Raw genomic sequence first — 17,587 nt, 5'->3', positions numbered from 1 at the left:
CGCACCCCCCGCGCTCGCCCTCTCCACCGCGCCGAACGTCTCGCCGTGGCGTGACAAGGCCCTGATGTTGATGACCGCCGCAGGGACCGTCTATGCCTTGATCTACATGCTGATGCTCGTCTCCCTGCCGCTCTCGCTGAGCGCGAAGGGCATCAATCCGGCGAGTGCCGGGCTCGTCATGGCCGTTGCCACGCTCACCCTCGTCGCCTCGCGCCCGCTCCTTCGGGTCGGTCCGCTCGCCGATCTCGCCATCGGTCCCGCGCTGGCCGCCGGGTACGTCCTGATGGCGGCCGGGCTCGGCGGCTACGCCGTCGCTAACACGCTGCCCGCACTGCTCGTGCCGACGGTCGTGTTCAGCCTGGGCAACCAGCTGCTGATGGGCCGACCCTTCGCCGTCGTCAGTGAGCTCGCGCCCGCCGGCGCCACCGCTCGCTACCTCGCCGTGTACGGCCTGAGCTGGGGCTTCGCTACCGTCGCGGCCCCGATCGTCGGCACGTGGCTCATCGGCTCGTTCGGGCCGGACACGCTGTGGTCCGCGATGGCGGTCGCCTGCCTGGCGATGACCGTCGCCGCTCCCGTCACATTCGCCGTGCCTCGCACGTCAGTACCGGTGTAGGCGTGCGATGGGAGACTGAGGAGCGACGGACGTGAACGGGGCAAACGGTCAGCAGGCAACGGACCAGGACGCGCTGGCGGCGCGGTTCGAGGCCGATCGGCTCCGGCTGCGCGGGGTGGCGTACCGGATGCTCGGCTCGCTGGCCGAGGCCGAGGACGCGGTCCAGGAGGCGTGGCTGCGGCTGGCGCGCACCGACACCGACGAGGTCGCGAACCTCAGCGGCTGGTTGACGACGGTCGTCGCGCGCGTCTGCCTGGACCAGCTGCGCAGTCGCAAGTCGCGGCGCGAGGACCCGGCCGGGATGCGGCTGCCCGAGCAGGAGCGCGTCGAGGCCGCGGCCGTGGCGACGGCCGCAGGCTCCGACCCGGAGGAGGAGGCGCTGCTCGCGGACACCGTCGGCGTGGCGCTGCTCGTCGTCCTCGACACGCTGTCCCCGGCCGAGCGGCTCGCCTTCGTGCTGCACGACCTGTTCGGCGTCTCCTTCGACGAGATCGCGCCGATCGTCGACCGCACCCCGACCGCCACGCGCCAGCTCGCCAGCCGGGCCCGCCGGCGCGTGCAGGGCCGGTCCCCCGAGGTCGAGGCGGACCGGGCGCGGCAGCGCGAAGTCCTGGACGCCTTCCTCGCCGCCTCTCGGGAGGGCGAATTCGAGGCCTTGCTCGCCGTCCTCGACCCGGATGTCGTCTTCCACGGCGACGAGGCGGCCGAGCGCCTCGGCGGCGAGGGCGAGATGCGCGGCGCCCGTCGTGTGGCCGAGGCGTTCTGCGGCCGTGCCCGGGTCGCCGAACCCGCACTCCTCGACGGCGAGCTCGGCGTGCTGGTCGCCCCGCGCGGCAACATCGTCGTCGTCATGCAGGTCACGTTCCGCGAGGGCCGGATCAGTGAGATCTACGCGGTCGCCGACCACGACGCGATCGACGCGATGGAGCTGGAGCGGCTGGCCTAGCGGCTCGTCGTGGTCGATCTGGCCGCCGACCACCCGGCCCCGCTGCGCACGGTCAGCCGCGAAGACCTGCGCGACTGGGTCGAGTCCGGGTAGCGCGGGACGCGTATCAGCCCCCGAAGTCGAGGTACCTCGCCACCTCGGCCGTCTCCAGGGGGTTGCTGTAGTCGCGGGCCGAGACGATCAGGCCGTCGACGATGCGCAGCACAGAGACGAAGCCGAGGCCGAACTTCCTCCCGGCGTGCTCACCGGCGGAGAGCGTCGCGTTGACCCGGTATTCGAGCACGACGATCTCGGGGTCGGCGCCCTCGTGGATGGCGACGTCCTGCACGGAGTCGAAGCTCCACAGGTGCTCGGTCTGCGCCATGCGCTCCTTCATCTCCGCGCGGCCCTCGGACACGCGCGGGACGCCGGGCGGCGCCCACGGATTCTCGATGCGCACGTCGGCGGCGTAGAGGTCGGCGATCTCCGGGCGGCGGCCGTGCACGACGGTGTGCAGCAGCAGCTCGACGGTCTCGCGCGGGGTGCGGGGGGAAGCGGACACAGCGGACACACGATCCTCCTGGGATACGGTGGTCGGCGGACGGGAAGTAAACGGAACGAGCGCCCCGTTTGCCCGCGCAGAACTATACGGGGCGAGCGCCCCGGTTGTCGAGGAGAACGGAGACTCCTGCGTGACCAGCCATGACGCGAGCCCGGCCGCGCCCGGGGCGCCGGGCCCCCGGCCGATGCGGGCCGACGCGGTGCGCAACCGCGCGAAGGTGCTGGACGCGGCGCGGGCGGCGTTCGCGGCGGAGGGCCTGGCCGTGCCGCTGGACGAGATCGCGCGGCGCGCCGGAGTCGGGGCGGGGACGGTCTACCGGCACTTCCCGACGAAGGAGGCGCTGTTCGAGGCGGTGATCGCGGACCGGTTGCTCGCGCTCGCGGGAGACGCGGAGTCGCGGCTGGCCGATGACGGCGTGGACGCGGGCGAGGCGTTCTTCGGGTTCTTCTTCGCACTGATCGAGGACGCCGAGGCCAAGGCCGACCTCGCCGAAGCGCTGATGGCCGCAGGCGTGCACCTGCAGCCGGAGACCCGGCACGCGGCGGGCCGGTTGACCGGAGGCTTCAGCCGACTGCTGGAGCGCGCGCAGCGGGCCGGAGCCGTGCGGGGCGATGTGACGGTGACGGAGCTGCACGCGCTGGTCGTCGGGGCGATGGCGGCGGAGAAACGCGCGGCTGGCGAACCCGGCAAGATGACGCGGATCATCGCCGACGGGCTGCGCGCCTGAGCCGGCCGCCGGCCATGCTGCTGTGCGGACTGGCGTTCGAATCCGGCTGGATCAAGCGGATCGGCAGCGGACGTGCCGTGGCGGTCACGGCCGAGGGGCGGGCGGCGCCGGCGGCGGAGTTGGGGCTGGGCACGGCGCGGTGGGCGCGCGGCGTCGATGATCCGCAACTAGGATGACGACGGACGAAAGGAGCCCCTTGATGAAGGCCGTCATCTTCGACGACTTCGGTGGTCCCGAGGTCCTGCGCGTGGCCGAGGTCGACCCGCCCGCTCCCGGCCCCAGGCAGGTGCGTGTCCGGGTGCACGCCGCCGGCGTGAACCCGATCGACTACAAGATCCGCCGCGGCCTGATGCGGCCCGGCCTGCCCGCGAAGCTGCCCGCGATCCCGGGCAGCGAGGCCGCCGGCGTGGTCGAGGAGGTGGGCGCCGAGGTCACGCACGTGCGCCTGGGCGACGAGGTGTTCGGCTGGACCCGCGGCGGCGGCTACTGCGAACAGGCGATCCTGACGACGTGCGCCGTCAAGCCCGCCGAGGTCTCCTGGGTGGACGCCGTGTCCCTGCCGGTCGCCGGCGAGACCGCCACCCGCGTGCTGCGGCTGCTCGAACTGAAGGCGGGCGAGACGCTGCTCGTGCACGGCGCGGCCGGCGCGGTCGGCACGCTCGCCGTGCAGCTCGGCACGGCCCTCGGCGCGCGGGTGATCGGCACGGCCGGTTCCTCGAACCAGGAGTACGTCGCCTCGCTCGGCGGCGTGCCCACCCTGTACGGCGAAGGCCTGGTCGGCCGGGTACGCGCGCTGGCCCCGGAGGGCGTGGACGCGGTGTTCGACATCGCCGGGCGCGGCGCGCTGCCGGACTCGATCGAGCTGCGCGGCGGCACGACGGACCGGATCATCACCATCGCGGACTACCAGGGCTCGGAGACCCTCGGCGTGCGGTTCACCGGCGGCGGCAGCGAGTCGGCCGCCTCGGCCGAACTGCTGGAGGACCTCGCCGCGCGGGTCGCCCGCGGCGAGCTGAAGACCACGGTCACCGCCACGTTCCCGCTGGAGGAGGCCGCCGAGGCGCAGCGGCTGAACGAGGCCGGTCACGGCCGCGGCAAGATCGTGATCACCGTCGACTGACGCCTCGGCCGTCCGCTGACGCCTCGCCCCGCGACGACCGGCTGGCCCGGAACTCCGCTCAGCGGACCGCCGGGCGATCGAGCTATCGAGCTATCGAGCTATCGAGCGGGGAAGCGCTCGGCCGCGTCCGGGTGATGCCTGCGGGCGACCTCGGGATGCGAGCGGACGTAGCCCTTGAGCTCGTTCCAGCCGAACACGTCGTAGAGTGCGTTCTCCGGATCGCGCACCACGCCGGGGGCGTCGGCGAGGTAGTCGCCGGGCACCGGCTCGACCCGCGCGTCGAGCCGCGGGTTGTAGAAGAAGGGCACTGAGAAGCGCTCCGCGCCGGAGTCCGGGCTGAGCACCCGGTGGTTGGTGGCGACCAGGTAGCCGTCGGTCGCTATCTCCAGCAGCTCGCCGAGGTTCACGACGAACGCGCCGCGCAGCGGATCGACGCGGATCACGCCGCCGTCCTCGCGCTGCACCTGCAGTCCGCCGTGCTCGTCCTGAAGCAGCAGGGTCAGAAAGCCGTAGTCCTTGTGCCAGCCGACGCCCTGCTTCGAGCCGCCCGGCGCGCGGCCCGGGTAGCGCACCAGCTTCGTGTGCAGATGTGGCTTGTCGGCGAACGCCGCGTCGAAGAAGTCGCGCGGGGCGCCGAGCGAGACGAGCAGTTCCTGCAGCAGCCGGTGCGCGATGGCGGCGAGCCGGTCCTGCCACTCGAGGATCCCCGCGCGAAGCTCGGGAAGGGACTCGGGCCAGCGGTTCGGGCCCTGCAGCCACAGGTAGGCCGGGTCGTGCTCCGCGACGACGAGCGGCGGCAGCTCCGGGCCGACGTCCAGCTGGTCGCGCCAGTCCGAGCGGCCGCCGGTGAGCTCCGTGCCGATGCGGGTGTAGCCGCGGAAGTGCGGCGAGTCGAGGTTGCTCAGCGCGAGCCGGTCGGCTTCGGGAAGGGCGAAGAAGCGGCGGACGAGGTCGAGCAGCGCGTCCGATTCGGCGGGCTCGATACCGTGCCCGACCAGTTGGAGGAAGCCGACTTCGTGCGCGGCCGAATGCAGCGCCGCGCGGAACTCCTCGACGCGGTCCGGGTCGTCGGCGGCGGAGAGGTCGATCACCGGAAGCTTCGTGGGCTCCGCGACGCGATCGAGGGAACGTACCTGGGTCACACCGTCTTCAGCCGATGGATCTGTCTGGATATTCCCGGGTTGACCGGCGCTCGGGCTCGGCGCCGGTCAACCGCCGCGTCCGTCAGATCTTGTTGAAGATCTTCGAGTACGCGTAGCCGAGCGGCTTGTCGTAGCCGTCGACCTCCCAGAAGGCCAGCTCGCCCACGCCGTGCGAGGCGGCGAAGGACTCGAGCGTCTTCGCGTTGGACTGGGTGAAGTTCTCGTTGTCGTCGTTCTTGCCGGCGATCGGCGTCAGGCCGAGCATGCCCCAGTCGGTCGCCGAACTGCCGCCGTAGATGCTGTGGATCTGCTTCTCGGTGGCGGTCGCGGCCGACTCGGCGTCGTTGAGCGCGTTCTGCCCGTCGCCGAAGTCCATCGTCATGATATTGACGACGGTGACCTTGACCCCGGCGCTCTCGGCACCCTTGAGCAGGGCCGTCGCATTCGACTCCAGCCCGGTCGGGTCCACCGGGATGGTGAAGTCGATCTGCACCGAGGGGTCGGCGGCCTGCAGCTTGGCTAGCGCCTGGTCGCGGCGCGAGTTGGCCGAGCCGTCGTCGAGCACCGAGCCCTCGATGTCGAAGTCGAGCCGGTTGACGCCGTAGGTGGTGACGACGTTCTTGTACGCGGCCTCCAGCTTCGAGACCGACGTGCACGTCTGCGCCAGCTCGCCGCCGGACGCGCCGCCGAACGAGATCAGCACGTTGCCGCCGGCGGACTGGAGCGAGGAGATCTGGCTCTTGAACGCGCCGACCGAGTCCCCGTTGTCCTCCCATTCCGGCGTGCAGCCGCTCTTCGGGATCAGGAACGCCAGCGAGTAGTACTTGTCGCCGCTGGCCGCCATGTCCTTCGCCATGTCCCCGGCGTCGGAGAAGGCGATCTGCAGGTAGGGGGCGGAGTAGTGGGCGGGCAGCGCGGAGCCGGCGGCCTCGCTGCTGCCGGCTGCGAGCAGCACGCCGCCCGCGGCCAGCCCGGTCGCCGCCACCGCGCCGACCACGAGGCGGGTGCGACCGGGGCGTATCGGGTTCTTGCTCATCAATGACCTCTTCGGAGCCTTGACGATGTGGGTGTGGGTGGAACATGGTTAGTAAACTTCCCTAACCAGTGCCCGCACGGTATCGCCGGCCCGGCGGTAGGTCAATAATCTGAGACTTAAATCCTCTTGAGCGCGCGTTCCAGGTCCGCGCGCAGGTCCTCGACGTCCTCGAGGCCGATGGAAAGGCGCAGGACCGAGGCGTGCGGCTTGGCCTCGGCGGCCACCGGACGGTGCGTCAGCGAGGCCGGATGCTGGATCAGCGTGTCCACACCGCCGAGCGAGACGGCGTGCGTGATCAGCTCGCAGCCCCCTGCGACCCGCGCGGCCGCCTCGTAGCCGCCGCGCACCGAGATCGCCAGGACGGCGCCCGGGCCGCTCAGCTGACGGCCGACCAGACGCCTCGGATCGCACTCCGGAAGGCCCGGGTAGTACACGCGCTCGACGCCCGCCTGCGTCGACAGCCACTCGGCGAGCTGCCGAGCCGACTCCGACTGGTGGCGCACCCGCAGCGGCAGCGTCTGCAGTCCGCGGTGCAGCATGTACGCGGCGAGCGGGTGCAGGATGCCGCCGGTCACGGCGCGCACCCGGCGCAGCTTCTCGGCCCACTCGGCGCTGGTCGCCACGACTCCGGCGAGCACGTCGCCGTGTCCGCCGAGGTACTTCGTCGCGCTGTGCACGACCAGCGTCGCGCCGAAGTCGGCGGGCTGCTGGAGGATCGGCGTCGCGAAGGTGTTGTCGACGAGCAGCGGGACGCCGCCCACGCCGCCGCACTGGCTCGCGATGTCGGCGAGGTCGAGCAGTTCGAGCGTCGGGTTGCCCGGCGTCTCGACGATGACGAGCCCGGTGTCGGGCCGCAGCGCGGCGGCCACGCCTGCGGGATCGGCCCAGGTGACCTCCGTGCCGAGCAGCCCGGTCGCCAAGACGTGGTCGGTGCCGCCGTACAGCGGGCGCACGGCCACGACGTGCCGCTTGCCCTCGGCGGCCGCGGCGAGCAGGCAGGCGCTGATCGCGGCCATGCCGGAGGCGAACGCGACCGCCTGCTCGCAGTGCTCGAGCTCGGCCAGCGCCTGCTCGAAGCGGCCGGTCGTCGGATTCCACAGCCGCTGGTAGACATGCGTCCCACCCGGCACCGGCAGTCCGCCGGTGGCCAGCGCCTCGTAGCAGGAGCCGCCGATCTCGATGTCCGGCAGCGGATTCGTGGTCGACAGGTCGATCGGCGGCACGTGCACGCCGAGGCCCGCGAGATCGTCGCGGCCGGCGTGCACGGCGGTGGTGTCCAGGTGGGTCATGCGGAACAGAATGAAGAAGATCCGGCTGGTTGGGAAGAAGCGTGAATATAATTCTCAGAACTAGCTCTCCACCGGCCAGAACTTCATTGAGGACCCCGCCGATGACCGCTCCGCCGAACATTCAGCGGCCCGCTCCGAGCCCCCGTCCGCAGGACATCGACGAAATCGACCGGGCGATCCTGCGCGTGCTCGCCGCCGACGCCCGCACGCCGAACAACGCCATCGCCGAGCACGTCGGCATCGCGCCCTCCACCTGCCACGGCCGCATCAGGGCGCTGCGGGAGCGCGGCGTGATCCGCGGCTTCCACGCCGACATCGACCCGGCCGCGCTCGGCCTCGGCCTGCAGGCGATGATCGCGGTGCAGCTCAACGTGCACAGCCGCGCGCAGATCAACACCTTCGTACGCGACGTGCCGAAACTGCCGGGTGTGGTCAGCGTCTACCACGTGGCCGGCAGCGACGACTACCTGCTGCACATCGCGGTGCGCGACTCGGACGCACTGCGCGAATTCGTGCTCGACCACCTCACCGGCCACCCGGCCGTGCGGCACACCGAGACGAGCCTGATCTTCGCGCACCTGCCCGGCTCGCTCGCCGGGCTCGGCCTGGAGGACTGAGGACCGAGCGCGTCCCGCTCGCGACTGTCGGAGGCGACGGCTACAGTCCGAGTTGTGCGATTCACCGGCTGGCCAGAGCGCGCGTTCACGTTTTACGAGGGCCTCGAGGCGGACAACTCGAAGGCCTACTGGACAGCGCACCGGGCCGTCTACGACGCCGATGTGCTCGCGCCGACGGAGGCGCTGCTGAGCGAACTCGCGGAGGAGTTCGGCGACGGAAAGCTGTTCCGGCCGTACCGCGACGTCCGCTTCAGCCCCGACAAGTCCCCGTACAAGACGGCGATGGGCGCTACCGTCTCCCGCGGCGGATACATCCACCTGTCGGCAGACGGGCTCGCCGTGGCGATCGGCTATCACATGATGGCGCCGGACCAGCTCGCGCGGTACCGGCAGTCCGTCGCCGAGGACGTGACCGGCGAAGAGCTGCGCCGCATCATCGCCGACCTCGAAGGCAAGGGCGTGAACGTAGTCGGCGAGGAGCCGCTCAAGACGGCGCCCCGCGGCTACTCGAAGGACCATCCGCGCGCGGACCTGCTGCGCAACAAGGGCCTGATCACCTGGCAGGAGTGGCCGGTCGAACCGTGGATGCACACGGCGAAGGCGAAGACCCGCATCGTCAGGCACTTCCGCGACGCCCAGCCGCTCCAGGCCTGGCTCGACGACCGCGTCGGCCCCTCCGAACGCGGCTGACTGCGGCGGTTCCCCCGAACGCGGCTGACTCCGGCGGTTCCCCCGAACGCGGCTGACGGCGGCGGTTTCCCCGAACGCGGCTGACGGCGGCGGTTCCTCCGAACGCGGCTGACGGCGGCGGCCCCGCCGACACTCTGAGCGCACGTCAGGCGCGGATCGGCCGACTGCGCTCACTGGCCCTTCGACGGCGAGAGCGCGGGCGAAGGTGAGATCGTGCCCAGAGCGGTCGGGAAGTTCGAAGCGCTCGGCAGCTGAGGCGCCGTCGGCAGAACGGGCAGGCTCGGGCTGTCCGGCAGCGAGGGCAGGCCCGGCTTGGACGGCGTCGAGACCGGTTGCGTGGCCGACGGGGGCGTCGAGGTCGGCACAGCCGAGGCGGGGATCGGCGTGGCGGGGATCGGCGTGGCGGGGGTCGTGGACTTGGGGATCAGCGAGGCGGGCACCGACACCTTCGCCGGAGTGCTTGGTGCCGAGCCCGGAAGGCCAGGCTTCGAGGCCGGGGCCGACGTTGAGGTTGAGGCTGAGAACTTCGGCACCTTTACCGGCGGCGTAGGCACGGGGACCACCGGACTTGGCAGCGACACCTCGGCCACGCCGACCACCCGAGGCGGGAACCCGCCCGCGACGTGCGAGGACGGCGACTTGGGCGGCGTCGACGGCGGCGGCGTCGGCGACGTGGTCGACGGGGCCGCCGCGTGCTGCGCGCCGGACCGCCCGCCGATCGTCGACAGGGCCAGTGACGGCGCGGCGACCGACGCGGCCACGGCCACCGACAGGGCGGCGGCGCCCACGGCACGGTTGATCTTCACGGTACGAACAGCTCCTCGGTATCGATCGCATCCGATGGCGGCCCCGGGCCATCCAGCCACAACGGCCATAGATCAAGATGCGAGCAAAATGTAAAGCCGAAACCCCGGCGTCCGCTGACGGTTCGACAGATCACTCGGATGCCGGATGCCGATGCCGGATGCCGGACAACCGGCACCCGCGAGCGGGGTGAAGTCGCGGGCGGGTACGCACGCTCGTAGCCTGGTGGATACCGCCGGGCACCCGGGCGGCGGGCCCGGGCGCCCGACACGTCGAGGAGGACGTGAGGGAGATCATGGCGACATTCATGGACGTACACCACGGAATGAACGGCATCACCCAGGACCAGCTCGCGCAGGCGCACCAGGCCGACCTCGCGATCGAGAAGGACGAGCACGTGCACTTCATGCAGGCCTGGGCCGACCCCGAGTCCGGCACCGTGTACTGCCTGTCGGAGGCACCGGACGCCGAAGCGGTCCAGCGCGTCCACGAGCGCGCCGGCCACCGCGCCGACGAGATCCACGCCGTACCGTTCAAGGTCTGAGCGCACCGAAGAGACCCGAGCAGGACCCCCGAGCAGGAACGGTCCGCTTCGCTCGGCCCGAGCCGGACAAAGGCCGTTTCGCTCGGCCCCACCTCATGCTGCCCAACTCCACGCAGTCTCCGCGACCAGGGGGCGAGCAAGCTCGATGGGCCTGTTAACTTTGGCGACTTAACTGGCGCGACTTAACCGGGGCAACGGAAACCTACTGCGAGCGGGCGAGCAGTGCCGCCGCCTCCAGCAGCATCCAGGCGCCCGCCTGCACCGACAGGTCGCGCTCCGCGCTCCCGGGTCGCGGCGCGTCGGCCGGGTGCGACCATTCGGGGCCGAAGAGCGGACCGCCGGGTGCGGCGGCGCGGTTGCGCCAGGCGGCGCGCGCCGAGTGCAGGACGAGCTCGGCCGCGAGGAACGCGGTGGGCTCGTAGTCGCGCCCGAACTCCGGCAGGGTGAGCGCGGCGCGCGCGAGGTAGCGCGCGAGGATTCCGGCGAACAGTCCGCCGTCCCCGCCGCCCTGCCCGCGCAGCACGAGGCGCGCGGACGGCGGCGTCGTCGGGGTCAGATGCGCGGCGACGGTCGTGACCGTGCGGGCGGCGCGTTCCGCCCACTCGGTCGACCGCCCGTCGTTTCCCCAGCTCGCGAGTTCGAGGCATACCCCCAGGTAGACGCCCTGGCAATAGGTGTACGTGACCTTCTCGACTTCCCGGATCGAGCCGTCGTCGCCCACGTGCAGGCCGTCCCAGACCACGCCGGTCTGCTCGTCGACGAGCCGGTCCTCGATCCAGCGCGCCGCGTCGTAGGCCAGTTCGTCGTGCAGCCGGGCGAGGAGGATCGCGGCCGGGCCGTTGGCGGGCACGTTCTTGAAGTCCTCGTCGTACTTGTCCCGCAGCCGCCACCAGATCCCGCCGCCGGCGTCGTCCGTCCAGCCCCGCTTGAGCGCGCCCGCCAGCCCGTCCACCGCGCCCGGCCGACGCACGCCGACGTACTGCTCGGCCCGCTGCATCGCCAGCGCGAGCCAGGCCATGTCGTCGTAGTAGTCGTTGAGCCAGTCCTTGCCGTTGCGCGCGCGGATCCCGTTGACGAAGCGGCCGACGCGCGCGCGGCGGCCGGGGTCGGGGCTGCGCAGGTAGGCGTCGACCAGGCAGTCGAGCACCTGCGCCTGCCACCAGTAGTTCCACGGCCGGAAGAGGCGCTGCGCGGGAGACGCGGGCCAGCCGGAGACGCCGAGCAGCGTGCCGGGCACGGCCCAGAGCCTGCGCAGGTGCCGGGCGCCGACCGCGCGCTCGGCCAACTCGGCGCGCGCGGCCCACTGGCTCGCCCGCTCCGGCAGTTCGGGCGCCATCGCCCCGCCGGGATCGGCTCGGCTCACCCCACCATCATCGCAGCCCGGACCGCACTCGTCCGCAAAGCACGCGAAGAGACTGTTTCCAACATTTATTGACACAGTTCCATGCCGGTAGTTCACTGCACCGCAGAACGGAATCAGACCCCGAACCCACCCACGGAAGGGTCCGCCAGTGCCGTCGCACCCGCCCACGCCCGAATCCGCCACCCGCCCGCGCCGCTGGTTGCGGCTGCTCACCGCGCTGACCACGGCGGCCGCCACGCTGACCGGCGCCGGCGCGGCAACCGTCGCCGTCGCACCGTCCGCCGCCGCCGAGTCCAACGGCGTCGGCGGCACGCCCGCGCTGGGCTGGAGCAGCTGGAGCTACATCCGACACGATCCGACAGCAGCGAACATCGAGGCTCAGGCCAGAGCCATGGTCTCCAGCGGCCTGGCCTCGGCCGGCTACCTGTACGTGAACGTCGACGACTTCTGGTACGACTGCCCCGGCAGCCAGGGCCCGGACGTCGACTCCTATGGCCGCTGGGTGACGAACTCGACGAGCTTCCCGCCGAGCGCGAGCGGCGAGAACGGCATCGCGGTCGTCGCCGACTACGTGCACTCACTCGGCCTCAAGTTCGGCCTCTACGTCACGCCCGGCATCTCCGACCAGGCCGTTTCCGCGAACACGCCGATCGAGGGCACGTCGTACACGGCGAGCGAGATCGCGGACGGCGCCAGCGAGGCGAACTACAACTGCGGCGGGATGCAGGGCATCAACTACAGCGCCGCCGGTGCGCAGGCGTACATCAACTCGTGGGCCGACGAGTTCGCGTCCTGGGGCGTGGACTACCTCAAGCTCGACGGCGTCGGCGATTCGGACGTCGGCGACGTGCAGGCGTGGTCGACCGCGCTCCAGCAGAGCGGCCGCGCGATTCACCTCGAGCTGTCGAACAGCCTGGACATCGCGAACGCCGCGACGTGGGCGCAGTACTCGAACGGCTGGCGGACCGGCGGCGACATCGAGTGCTACTGCGGAACCGACTCCTCCGGCAACCCGCAGCCGCTCACCACATGGGGCAGCGTGCAGGGACGGTTCGCGCAGGTCGCGAACTGGCAGCCGTACGGCGGTCCCGGCGCGTTCAACGACTACGACTCGATCGAGTTCGGCGACGGCTCGACGATCGACGGCCTGAGCACAGCCGAGGGCCAGTCGCAGTACGGCCTGTGGGCGATGGCCGCCTCTCCTCTGCTGCTCGGCGTCGACCTGACGAAGCTCAACTCGACCGAGGCCGCCGACCTCGAGAACCGGAGCATCATCGCCGTCGACCAGGACGGCATCGACGCGCGGCGGATCGTGAGCAACGTCAACCAGCAGGCATTCGCGAAGACCGAGCAGAACGGCGACGTCATCCTCGGCCTGTTCAACTACAGCGGCTCGGGCAGCCAGACAGTGACGGTCTCGCTCGCCGCAGCTGGCATCACCGGCAGCGCCACGGCCACGAACCTGTGGACCGGCGCCTCCGCGGGCACGCTGAGCGGCACGTACAGCGTGACGCTCGCCGCCGGGGCCTCGCAGATCCTCCGGCTCAAGCCGGTCGCGGGGACGCAGGGCTCGACGACGTACCTCGCCGCGTCCTCCACCAACACCCTGTCCGGTGGCGCGACGGTCGCGAGCTGTAATTCGTGCCTCGGCGGCCAGAAGGTCGGCTTCGTCGGCAACGGCGGCACTCTGACGTTCAACAACGTCAACGTGAGCGCGGCCGGGAACTACGAAGTCCAGATCGACTACCTCGACGGCACGTCGGGCACCACCACCGGCCGCTCGACCACGCTCACCGTCAACGGCACGGCGGTCGGCACGCTGACTGACACGCCGACCGGCAGCTTCGCGAACCCAGGCTCGACGACGGTGTCACTGCCGCTCAACGCCGGCTCGAACACGATCGAGCTCTCCAATGCGGCGGCATACGCGCCGGACTTCGAGGCGATCGCGGTCCCGACGAACCCGACCACCAGCTCGACGACGTACCTCGCGGCGTCCTCGGCGAACACGCTGTCGGGCGGTGCGGTCGTGCAGAGTTGCAGTGCGTGCAATGGCGGCGAGAAGGTCGGATACGTCGGAAACGGCAGCGGCACGCTCACGTTCAACCAGGTGAGCGTGAGCAAGGCCGGCGTCTACCCCGTGCAGATCGTGTACTGCGACGGCAGTTCGGGCACGACCGGCCGGTCCGCGACGTTCACGGTCGACGGGACGGTCGTGCAGACGAACGTCTTCACCCCGACCGGCGGTTTCTCCACGCCGGCCACGGTGACCGACTACCTCCCGCTGCAGGCCGGATCGAACACGATCGAGATCTCCAACGGCTCGGCGTACGCGCCGGACTTCAACGCGATCGTCGTGAACCAGTAGCCGGCAGGCCGGTCTGATCGCGGCCGGACGGCCGGTGCCGGGGGGTTCCCCGGTGCCGGCCGTCCGGCTGTCAGTCGGCGACCCGCGCCCTGAGCAGGGTGAGCGCCTCGCGGAGTTGCTCGCTCTGCATCGCGTGCTGCCTGGTCAGCTCGGCGAAGTCCTCCTGGAGGGTCTTGAGGATCTCCTGCGAGGCGCAGTCGGTCTCGTAGTCGTGCTGGGCGAGTTCGCTGGATATCTGGTCCGAGCGCTTGGCCGCGATCAGCAGGATCGCCCCCTGGAGCGCCGCGACGCAGGAGAGCACCAGATTGAGCAGGATGAACGGGTACGGGTCGAAGCCGGTATTGCGGTTGAAGAGCATCCACACGGCCAGGAACCCGCAGGCCCCGAACACGAAGGCCCAGGAGCCCATTCCGTTGCGCATCTTGTCGGCGGCCCGCTCGCCGAGCGTCAGCTGCTCGCCGGTCCGCACTCCGTGATGCCGATGCCAGCCCATCGATGCACGCCCACTCTCTGTCCGTCGGTGTCGAATTCGGTGCCGAAATCGCAACGAGGATAGCGGGGCGGCCGGCCGGGTGACGCTTGCCATTGGTATGCGTGACTTGATGATGTCCGGGTACGTCTTGTCCGGATATCTGACGACGTGTCACTCCGGTGGCCCACCCGACCGAGGACGACGCATGCTGAAACACCGAGCACTCTCCGCCGCGCTTCTCGCCGCGCTGGCCTGCGCGGCGGGACCCGCGACGGCGCACGCCGCGAGCGCGACCGACGGAACGCCTGGCGCGAGAGGAGCGGCCGGGACGGCCCCCGCCGTCCATGGCGTCAGCATCCCGGCAACCGATCTCCGCCTGCTGTCGCAGGCCACCCATAGCCGCCACTCCTTCAGGAGGCCGAGCCAGGGGATGCTCGAGAGCACGAACTGGGCCGGCTACGCCGCGACCGGACACACGTACACGTCAGTGGCCTCGAACTGGACCGAACCGAGCGTGACCTGCACCTCGAAGGGCATCGTCGGCTTCTGGGTCGGCCTCGACGGACTGAACAGCTCGACGGTCGAGCAGACCGGCACCGGCGTGGACTGCTCGAACGGCACGCCGCAGCAGTTCGCCTGGTGGGAGACGTACCCCGCGAACAGCGTGCAGGTCTACAACGTGCCGGTCTCCGCGGGCGACCAGATGTCGTCCTCGGTCGTGGCCCAGGCGCACGGCGGCTACGTCTTGGCGCTGACGGACTGGACGGCCGGCTGGAGGGTCGAGAACCCGGTCTCGCTGCCCGCAGGGAAGGACGCGAGCGCCGAGATCATCGCCGAGGCCGTGAGCGCCGGAAACCAGATCACCACGCTGCCGGACTTCGGCCAAGTCGAGTTCACCGGCTCGACGATCGACACCGCCTCGCTGCAGGCAGCCGGTGCGCAGCCGATCGACATGACGGACGCGCACAACAACCTGATCGCCGCGACCACGGAAGCCGATCCGGACGGCGACTTCGACGTCGACTACACCGCCGACGTACTGACCTCGTAACGGGAGATACCGCGATAGCCCGGGGCTGCTTCGCTGGAAGTCCGAGCGCCGGGTTCCCGTTCGCTACGCTGGCGCCGTGCTCAGATCGTTGACACCGATCTATCCGGTCGCGGCCCGGCGGCGCGTGCTGCTCGTTGACGGCCTGCTCGCGCTCGCCCTGCTCACGGCGACGACCACCGCCGGGCACTTCTGGACCGTGCCGCACCGGCACGACTACGACCTGTCCGGGATCGTGCTGAGCGCCGCCGTGATGCTGCCGCTGACGTTCCGGCGCCGGTATCCGCTGATCGTGTTCGGCGTCAGCGGCACGACGTACGCACTGTACCTGGCGCTCGGATACGCCACCGCCCTCGACTTCTACGGACCCCTCATCGCCTTCGCGACCGTCGCGATCATCGAACGCGCGCGGACCACGGCGTATGCGGCGGTGCTCTTCGCCGCCCTGCTGCTCGCGGGAGGCCTGGTGATGCCCGGCTCACCCGTGCTCGCCTCGCTCTTCCAGGCGGTCCTCGCGCCAGGGCTCGCCTGGGCCCTCGGCGCGAGCATCAGGGGCCTGTCGCTCCGTAACCGGCGGCTGGCCGAGCTGACCGCGCTACTCGAAGGCGCGCAGGCCCTGATCGCGCAGCGCGCCGCGATCGACGAGCGCGTCCGTATCGCCCGCGAACTGCACGACGCGGCCGCGCACCACATCTCGGTCATCGGCGTGCAGGCGGAACTCGCCTGGTACGTCTTCGATTCGGACCCGTCGCAGGCCCGCGCATCGCTCGGCCTGATCGCGGCGGCCAGCCGGGACGCGGTCTCCGAGATGCGCAACCTGCTGACCGTCCTGCGGCCCGAGTCCCCCGCCCCCGAGGACGCCGAGCTCGACCTCATGCCAGCGCTCGGCCTCAGCCGACTGCCCGAGCTGATCGAGCGTGCGCGGGCGACGGGGGTGCGCGTGCCGGCGGAACCGGAGATATCGGGCGAGCAGCGCCCGCTGACTCCGGCGGCCGACGCGTGCGCCTACCGGATCGTGCAGGAGGCGCTGACGAACGTCGCCAAGCACGCGCCGGGTGCGGTGACCCGCGTGCAGCTCGGCTACCGGCGCTCCGGCCTGCGCATCGCCGTCGTCAACGAGGCCCCGCCGAGACTTCCGGCTCCGTCGGCGGCCCCATCGCACGCACCGCCACCGGCGGTTCCGGACCAGCCCACGCCGGACGTGGCCGATGCGCACTCCGACGGCATACCGCTCGGCACGGGGCTCGGCCTCATCGGCATGCGCGAGCGCGCAGCCATCTGCGGCGGCGAGCTGACCGCCGGCCGTCGGGCAGGGGGCGGATACGCGGTCATACTGCGGTTACCATCGAATTCGGACGTAGACTGCCCGGACGCTGCTCGATTATCATCAGGACCGTGACGCTCGTACTCGTCGTTGACGACCAGGATCTTGTGCGAGCGGGACTCGCCGCGCTGCTGCGGGCAGCGCCGAACGGCTACCGGGTGACCGAGGCGAGCGACGGCCTCGAGGCGGTCCGGCTGGCCGCCGAGCTCTCCCCCGAGGTGATCCTGATGGACATCAGGATGCCCGGAATGGACGGCATCACCGCGATCCAGCAGATCCTCGCCGAGGCCGAGAAGGCCGAGCGCGAACTCCCGCGCATCCTCGTGCTGACCACATTCGACCTGGACGAACACGTCCACAAGGCGCTGCACGCCGGCGCCAGTGGCTTCCTGGTCAAAAGCACCCCGGCGGCCCGCCTGTTCGCCGCGGTGGACGCCGTCGCCGCCGGCGACATGGCCTTCACCCCCGAGATCACCCGCCGCCTGGTCGAGGCCTTCCAGCAGAAGCACGACGCCACAGCCTCGGCTAAAGCGCATGAGTCGTCCCTCGCACGCCCGGCCGCCGTGCCGCGGAGATCCGCGGAGGACCTGACCAGCCGTGAGCTGGACGTGGTGCGGATGGTCGGCACAGGCCTCTCGAACGCGGACATAGCGGCCGAACTGATGCTCGCCGAGGCGACCGTGAAGACGCACATCTACCGGGTGATGACCAAGCTGAACCTCGCCAGCCGCGCCCAGGTCGTCGTGTACGCGTACGAAACGGGCCTGGTCAAGCCCGGCGGCCGGCTCTAGCCGGGGGCAGGTCCGGGCCGGGGCAGTTGGCGACCGGGAGCTGCCCTCGGCCGCGGCGGTCTTGGCCGCGAGGGGCGCCCCGCGCGGGCGTCGCCGTGCTCCAGCCGCCTGCGCAGCCGCACCACCCACGACGGCGCCCGCCCGAACAC

At 71.1% G+C, this 17,587-nt stretch carries 18 protein-coding genes; 11 read left to right on the top strand and 7 right to left on the bottom strand.

Annotation, left to right across the window (positions count from 1 at the left end; genetic code table 11):
* Positions 1–616: MFS transporter (locus KDK95_RS29850; RefSeq protein WP_212521670.1), on the top strand; the 616-nt coding region annotated here is incomplete at its 5' end.
* Between the two features lie 31 nt (positions 617–647).
* A complete protein-coding gene (locus KDK95_RS29845; protein WP_212521669.1) occupies positions 648–1,562 on the top strand; it encodes a sigma-70 family RNA polymerase sigma factor in 915 nt (304 codons plus the stop codon).
* A gap of 106 nt (positions 1,563–1,668) precedes the next feature.
* Here the strand turns inward: KDK95_RS29845 and KDK95_RS29840 are convergent, their stop codons facing one another.
* On the bottom strand, positions 1,669–2,103 hold the full coding sequence (locus KDK95_RS29840) for a nuclear transport factor 2 family protein (RefSeq protein WP_212521668.1): 435 nt from the start codon (positions 2,101–2,103) through the stop codon (positions 1,669–1,671).
* A 130-nt stretch (positions 2,104–2,233) separates the two neighbouring features.
* Here KDK95_RS29840 and KDK95_RS29835 point away from each other — a divergent pair, with 130 nt between their 5' ends.
* Together KDK95_RS29835 and KDK95_RS29830 are read left to right on the top strand one after the other, a co-directional pair.
* Entirely contained in the window at positions 2,234–2,830 is a 597-nt protein-coding gene (locus tag KDK95_RS29835) for a TetR/AcrR family transcriptional regulator (RefSeq protein ID WP_212521667.1), read from the top strand.
* Positions 2,831–3,029: 199 nt separating this feature from the next.
* Positions 3,030–3,950, top strand: a complete 921-nt coding sequence (locus KDK95_RS29830) for a quinone oxidoreductase family protein (protein WP_212521666.1) — start codon at positions 3,030–3,032, stop codon at positions 3,948–3,950.
* 98 nt (positions 3,951–4,048) lie between these two features.
* Here the strand turns inward: KDK95_RS29830 and KDK95_RS37935 are convergent, their stop codons facing one another.
* The 3 genes from KDK95_RS37935 to KDK95_RS29815 form a co-directional block, all read right to left on the bottom strand.
* Complete coding sequence (locus KDK95_RS37935) at positions 4,049–5,092, bottom strand: isopenicillin N synthase family dioxygenase (RefSeq protein ID WP_212521665.1); 1,044 nt, start codon at positions 5,090–5,092, stop codon at positions 4,049–4,051.
* Between the two features lie 82 nt (positions 5,093–5,174).
* Entirely contained in the window at positions 5,175–6,128 is a 954-nt protein-coding gene (locus KDK95_RS29820; RefSeq protein ID WP_212521664.1) for a glycoside hydrolase family 18 protein, read from the bottom strand.
* 116 nt (positions 6,129–6,244) lie between these two features.
* On the bottom strand, positions 6,245–7,417 hold the full coding sequence (locus KDK95_RS29815; protein ID WP_212521663.1) for a trans-sulfuration enzyme family protein: 1,173 nt from the start codon (positions 7,415–7,417) through the stop codon (positions 6,245–6,247).
* 101 nt (positions 7,418–7,518) lie between these two features.
* On the opposite strand from KDK95_RS29815, the gene KDK95_RS29810 reads away from it, so the two are divergent.
* Entirely contained in the window at positions 7,519–8,034 is a 516-nt protein-coding gene (locus tag KDK95_RS29810; RefSeq protein ID WP_212521662.1) for an Lrp/AsnC family transcriptional regulator, read from the top strand.
* Positions 8,035–8,088: 54 nt separating this feature from the next.
* Complete coding sequence (locus KDK95_RS29805) at positions 8,089–8,724, top strand: DUF2461 domain-containing protein (protein WP_212521661.1); 636 nt, start codon at positions 8,089–8,091, stop codon at positions 8,722–8,724.
* A 170-nt stretch (positions 8,725–8,894) separates the two neighbouring features.
* Here the strand turns inward: KDK95_RS29805 and KDK95_RS29800 are convergent, their stop codons facing one another.
* Positions 8,895–9,530 (bottom strand): hypothetical protein, encoded by a 636-nt coding sequence (locus tag KDK95_RS29800; protein ID WP_212521660.1) that lies wholly within the window; start codon positions 9,528–9,530, stop codon positions 8,895–8,897.
* Between the two features lie 293 nt (positions 9,531–9,823).
* Between KDK95_RS29800 and KDK95_RS29795 the strand changes: the two genes are divergently transcribed.
* Positions 9,824–10,072, top strand: coding sequence for an SCO4226 family nickel-binding protein (locus KDK95_RS29795; protein WP_212521659.1), 249 nt, complete (start codon positions 9,824–9,826; stop codon positions 10,070–10,072).
* A 202-nt stretch (positions 10,073–10,274) separates the two neighbouring features.
* On the opposite strand, the gene KDK95_RS29790 is transcribed toward KDK95_RS29795, so the two are convergent.
* Positions 10,275–11,408, bottom strand: coding sequence for a glycoside hydrolase family 76 protein (locus KDK95_RS29790; RefSeq protein WP_249162108.1), 1,134 nt, complete (start codon positions 11,406–11,408; stop codon positions 10,275–10,277).
* 175 nt (positions 11,409–11,583) lie between these two features.
* On the opposite strand from KDK95_RS29790, the gene KDK95_RS29785 reads away from it, so the two are divergent.
* The gene (locus tag KDK95_RS29785; RefSeq protein WP_212521657.1) at positions 11,584–13,803 is read left to right on the top strand and encodes an alpha-galactosidase D; all 2,220 of its coding nucleotides are present in this window, start codon (positions 11,584–11,586) and stop codon (positions 13,801–13,803) included.
* Between the two features lie 70 nt (positions 13,804–13,873).
* On the opposite strand, the gene KDK95_RS29780 is transcribed toward KDK95_RS29785, so the two are convergent.
* A complete protein-coding gene (locus KDK95_RS29780) occupies positions 13,874–14,272 on the bottom strand; it encodes a DUF1003 domain-containing protein (protein ID WP_212521656.1) in 399 nt (132 codons plus the stop codon).
* A 433-nt stretch (positions 14,273–14,705) separates the two neighbouring features.
* Between KDK95_RS29780 and KDK95_RS29775 the strand changes: the two genes are divergently transcribed.
* The 3 genes from KDK95_RS29775 to KDK95_RS29765 all read left to right on the top strand — a co-directional run bounded on the left by KDK95_RS29775 (position 14,706) and on the right by KDK95_RS29765 (position 17,438).
* The gene (locus KDK95_RS29775; protein WP_212521655.1) at positions 14,706–15,326 is read left to right on the top strand and encodes a G1 family glutamic endopeptidase; all 621 of its coding nucleotides are present in this window, start codon (positions 14,706–14,708) and stop codon (positions 15,324–15,326) included.
* A gap of 76 nt (positions 15,327–15,402) precedes the next feature.
* A complete protein-coding gene (locus KDK95_RS29770; protein ID WP_212521654.1) occupies positions 15,403–16,722 on the top strand; it encodes a sensor histidine kinase in 1,320 nt (439 codons plus the stop codon).
* Entirely contained in the window at positions 16,719–17,438 is a 720-nt protein-coding gene (locus tag KDK95_RS29765) for a response regulator (protein WP_212521653.1), read from the top strand. The genes KDK95_RS29770 and KDK95_RS29765 overlap by 4 nt, the downstream gene beginning before the upstream one ends.
* The last annotated feature ends 149 nt before the right edge of the window (positions 17,439–17,587 follow it).

Source organism: Actinospica acidithermotolerans (assembly GCF_018139625.1).
Classification (GTDB): Bacteria; Actinomycetota; Actinomycetes; order Streptomycetales; family Catenulisporaceae; genus Actinospica; species Actinospica acidithermotolerans.
This window is presented reverse-complemented; position numbering and strand designations above follow the sequence as displayed.

Bases quoted from the DNA above. Each gene is read 5' to 3' on its own strand.
- KDK95_RS29815 (WP_212521663.1), bottom strand. From the start codon at position 7,417: ATGACCCACCTGGACACCACCGCCGTGCACGCCGGCCGCGACGATCTC.
- KDK95_RS29810 (WP_212521662.1), top strand. From the start codon at position 7,519: ATGACCGCTCCGCCGAACATTCAGCGGCCCGCTCCGAGCCCCCGTCCG.
- KDK95_RS29790 (WP_249162108.1), bottom strand. From the start codon at position 11,408: ATGGCGCCCGAACTGCCGGAGCGGGCGAGCCAGTGGGCCGCGCGCGCC.
- KDK95_RS29830 (WP_212521666.1), top strand. From the start codon at position 3,030: ATGAAGGCCGTCATCTTCGACGACTTCGGTGGTCCCGAGGTCCTGCGC.
- KDK95_RS29795 (WP_212521659.1), top strand. From the start codon at position 9,824: ATGGCGACATTCATGGACGTACACCACGGAATGAACGGCATCACCCAG.
- KDK95_RS29820 (WP_212521664.1), bottom strand. From the start codon at position 6,128: ATGAGCAAGAACCCGATACGCCCCGGTCGCACCCGCCTCGTGGTCGGC.
- KDK95_RS29775 (WP_212521655.1), top strand. From the start codon at position 14,706: ATGCTCGAGAGCACGAACTGGGCCGGCTACGCCGCGACCGGACACACG.